This is a genomic window from Actinomadura sp. WAC 06369 (assembly GCF_003947565.1).
Lineage (GTDB): Bacteria > Actinomycetota > Actinomycetes > Streptosporangiales > Streptosporangiaceae > Spirillospora > Spirillospora rifamycini.
In genome coordinates this window covers 1-4,527 of sequence record NZ_QHJN01000307.1, presented here as the reverse complement: position 1 = coordinate 4,527, position 4,527 = coordinate 1, and the positions used below count along the sequence as shown (strand labels likewise).

The window sequence follows — 4,527 nt, the reverse complement described above, 5'->3', positions numbered from 1 at the left end:
GCACCGCGACCTGGTCCTCGCCACCGGACGCCAGAACCCCCGCCAAACGGCCTGCGGCACGCCCGTCCAACTGCGTCGGCAGATCCACCAGACCGCCCCACCGGCCGGCCAGCTCCAAACCCGCAACCACACCCAAACCCCACACCTGCGCACGCACCGGATCCGCACCCTCACCCGCAACCGCGCACACCGCACCCCGCGTCAACACCCACAACGGAGCAGACACCCCAAGTCGGCCCAGCTCTCGAAGCAAGGCGGCCGTCCCGGCCAGAGCAGCCGAAACCGGGGGATGTTCGAGCAACCGATCGTCACCCAGCGCCAGCAGTGACACCACACCGCTGACCTCGTCGACCCCGGCGACCGCGTCCTCCAAGCCATCCAAGGACGTCGCCACCACCGAAGCGCCACGCGACCCCAAAGCCTCGCCGATCTCAACAGCCTCGGCCCCGTCACCGACCACCAACCACGACCCCGACAGAACAGCAGCCGACTCCGCGACCGGGGCCCACGACACCCGGTAGCGCCAACCGGCGACCGCCGAATCGGCCTGCTCACGACGCCGCCAACCGCTCAACGCCGCCAGCGCCGCATCACCCGGATCCGCCCCCAGCAACTCCACCAAAGCCGCCGAATCACCACTGTCGACCGCAGACCAGAAACTCGCCTCCGCACCGGAGACCACCGCCCCACCGGCACCCTCGCCGCCCGGCTCCGGCCAGTAGTGCCGATGCTGAAACGCATACGTCGGAAGATCAACGATGCAGCCCCCGCCCAGAACACTCGCCCAATCCACGGAAGCGCCCCGGACATACGCCTCGGCCAACGACACCAGCAACCGATCCACGCCGCCCTCGTCCCGCCGCAGCGTCCCCACCACCACCGGCGCCTGCTCCTCCAAGCTCTCGGCGATCGCCGGAGTGAGCACCGGATGCGGAGACGATTCGACGAAGACACCGTGCCCGGACTCGCCCAAGACCTGGACGGCGCGGTCGAACTCGACCGTTTCGCGGAGGCTGGCATACCAGTACTCCGGCGTCAGCTCAGGGCCGTTCAGCCACTCGCCACTCATCGCCGACACCATCGGCACCCGCGCCTCACCCGGCTCGATCCCCGCCAAGACCGAAACGATCTCGTCCCGCAACTCATCGACATGAGCACTGTGGGAGGCGTAATCGACCGGAATCATCCGCGTCCGCGGCGACTCACCGCACGACTCGGCCAGCTCGCGCAGGGCATCGGCGTCCCCGGACACCACCGTCGCCGACGGGCCGTTCACCGCAGCAATCGCAAGGCGCTCCCCGAAGGGCTCGATGCGCGCGCGAACATCGTCGGCGGGCTCAGCGATCGACAACATCCCGCCACGACCCGCCAACACCCGCAACGTCCTACTGCGCAGCGCCACCACCTTCGCCGCATCCTCCAGCGACAAAATCCCGGCAACGGCAGCCGCAGCGATCTCACCCTGGGAATGACCGACCACCGCGTCCGGGACTACGCCCGCGGCCTCCCATACCGCCGCCAGCGACACCATCACCGCCCACAGCGCAGGCTGCACCACATCCGCAGCCTCAAACCCATGACGACCCGCAAGGACGTCATCCAGCTCCCACTCCACAAACGGAGCCAAAGCCGCCGCACACTCCGCCAGCCGCGCCGCGAACACCGGCGACGCCTCCGCCAGCTCACGCCCCATCCCGACCCACTGACTCCCCTGACCCGGAAACACCAGCACCGCCCGGCCTGCGCCGTTGGGAGCCACCGAACCCGTCACCACGCCGGGCCCGGGCTGCTGCGTCGCCACCGCCGCCAGCCCAGCGGCCAGCTTGCTCCGGTCATCACCCAGCACGACGGCCCGATGCTCCAGTGCTGCACGCGCCGTCGCCAACGACCACGCAACATCGACCACCAGCAGTTCCGGACACGCCAGCACGTGCTCCCGCAAACGACCCGCCTGACCGGTAAGGGCGGAAGCGCTGCGCCCCGACATCACCCAGGCGGGAATCTGGTGCGAGAACACCGGCATCACCTGGTCGGCCGTGTCCTCGACGTGCACATCGACCGGGGCTTCTTCGACGATCACGTGAGCGTTGGTGCCGCTGATGCCGAACGCCGAGACGCCCGCCCGGCGAGGCCGGTCACCCGCAGGCCACTCCACCGGCTCCTGCAACAGCCGCACGTTCCCTGACGCCCAGTCCACATGCGACGACGGCTCATCGGCATGCAGCGTCTTGGGCAGAGTGCCATGCTGGAGCGCCATCACCACCTTGATCACACCCGCGACACCCGCCGCCTGCTGCGCATGACCGATGTTCGACTTGACCGACCCCAGCCACAACGGCCGATCACCCGCACGCCCCTGGCCATAGGTAGCCAGCAACGCACCCGCCTCGATCGGATCACCCAACTCCGTGCCCGTGCCGTGCGCCTCCACCACATCCACATCACTCGTCGTCAGGTGGGCGCTTGCCAGGGCCGCGCGGATCACCCGCTGCTGCGCCGGGCCGTTCGGGGCGGACAGGCCGTTCGACGCACCGTCCTGGTTGACGGCACTCCCACGAACCACGCCCAGGATTCGACGGCCCTTGCGCTGCGCCTCGGACAGACGCTCCAGCACGAGCATCCCGACGCCTTCGCCCATGCCCATGCCGTCCGCGCCGTCCGCGAACGCCTTGCACCGACCATCGGAAGCCAGCGCCCGCAACCGCGAGAAGCCGACGAACTCACCGGGATCGGCCATCACCGTCACACCGCCGGCCAGCGCCATCGAGCACTCGCCCGACCGCAGCGCCTGCACCGCCTGGTGCAACGCCACCAGCGACGACGAACACGCCGTGTCCACCGTCACCGCAGGCCCGTTCAGGCCCAGCGAGTACGACACCCGGCCCGACAGCACGCTCAGCGCGTTCCCGGTGATCAGGTGGGCCTGCGCCTCCGGGTCGTCTTCCAGCGCACCGATGTAACCCGACGCCGCTGCGCCGACGAACACGCCCGTGGGGGAACCGTGCAGCGACCGGGGATCGACACCCGCACGCTCGATCGCCTCCCACGACGTCTCCAGCAGCAACCGCTGCTGCGGATCCATCGCCAACGCCTCACGCGGACTGATCCCAAAGAACCCCGCATCGAACTCCGCGGCACCGGCCAGGAAACCGCCCTCGACCACATACGTCGAACCCTCCGAATCGGGATCCGGATCGAACAGCGCCTCGGCATCCCAGCCGCGATCGACGGGGAAACCGCTGATCGCGTCGCCGCCCGCACGCAGGAGCTCCCACAGCTCTTCCGGAGTGCGGACACCGCCGGGGTAACGGCACGACATCCCCACGATCGCGATCGGGTCGGTCGAGAGATTCGCCGACACCAGCGGCGCGCTCTCATCCAAATCACTACCGAAGAGTCCAGCGATGATCTCGTCGGCCAGCGCCGAAGCACTCGGGTGATCGAAAACCACCGTGGACGGCAGCCGCAGCCCGCACGCACCGTTCAACCGATTCCGGAGTTCGACCGCGGTCAGCGAGTCGAACCCCAGCTCGCGGAACGCACGCGACGCCACGATCTCCTCGGCCGACTCATGCCCCAGCACCGCGGCGGCGTGCGAGCGGACCAGTTCCACCACGGTGCGCCGCCGCTCGGCCGCCGGCATCCCCGCCAGCCGCTCGGCGAACTCACCACGAGTACCGGCCGAGGTCGACGCCGCCGCGTGCGCGTCTTCGTCAGCCTCGTCGCGGGCCTCGGGAAGGGTGTCCAGCAGCGGACGCGGCCGCGCCGCCCGGAACACCGGAGCAAACTTCTCCCACTCCACATCCGCGACAGCGACGAACGTCTCGTCATCGGCGAGGACCTCACCCAGCACTCGCAGTGCCCGGCCGGTCTCCAGGAAGTTCATCCCCTGCCGCAGGAGCCGATGGGGAGTCACCCGTCCCGGAGCCTGGTCCATCACCGCGTCGACGGCGTCCCAGTCGCGGGTGTTCCACACACCCCAGGCAATCGATGTGCCCGGCAGACCACGGGCACGACGCTCCTCGGCCAGCCCGTCAAGGAACGCGTTCCCCGCCGCATACGCGGCATGGTCGTTGCTGCCCCACGTGGCCGAGATCGACGAGAACAAGATGAACTCGTCCACGCCTAGATGAGCGGTCGCCTCGTCCAGGTGAACCGCGCCCGTGGCTTTCGCGCCCAACGCCGCCGCGAGCCCTTCACGTGTGGTGTCCTCCACCCGCGCCAGGAACGGCGTGTTCGCCGAGTGAAGCACCGTCGACAAACCCGGACCGGTGACTTCGATCCACGAGACCAGACCCTCCACCTGCTCCCGCACCACCAGGTCGCACGACAGGACCTCCACATCCGACCCGGCGTCCGCCACCGACGCGGCCAGCGCGGCAACGCCCGGCGCGGACGGGCCCGAACGCGACGTCAGCACCACACGGGCGGCATCATGCTCGGCCAGCCAAGGGCCAATGCACACACCGATCGAGCCGGTGCCGCCGGTCAGCAGAACCGTCCCACGCGGCGACCACGACTCCGGCT

General features: G+C 69.4%; 1 protein-coding gene. It reads right to left on the bottom strand.

Annotated features, from left to right (window positions below):
• Positions 1–4,527 (bottom strand): type I polyketide synthase (locus DMH08_RS38645; RefSeq protein ID WP_125621198.1); only part of this gene is annotated, 4,527 nt, incomplete at both ends.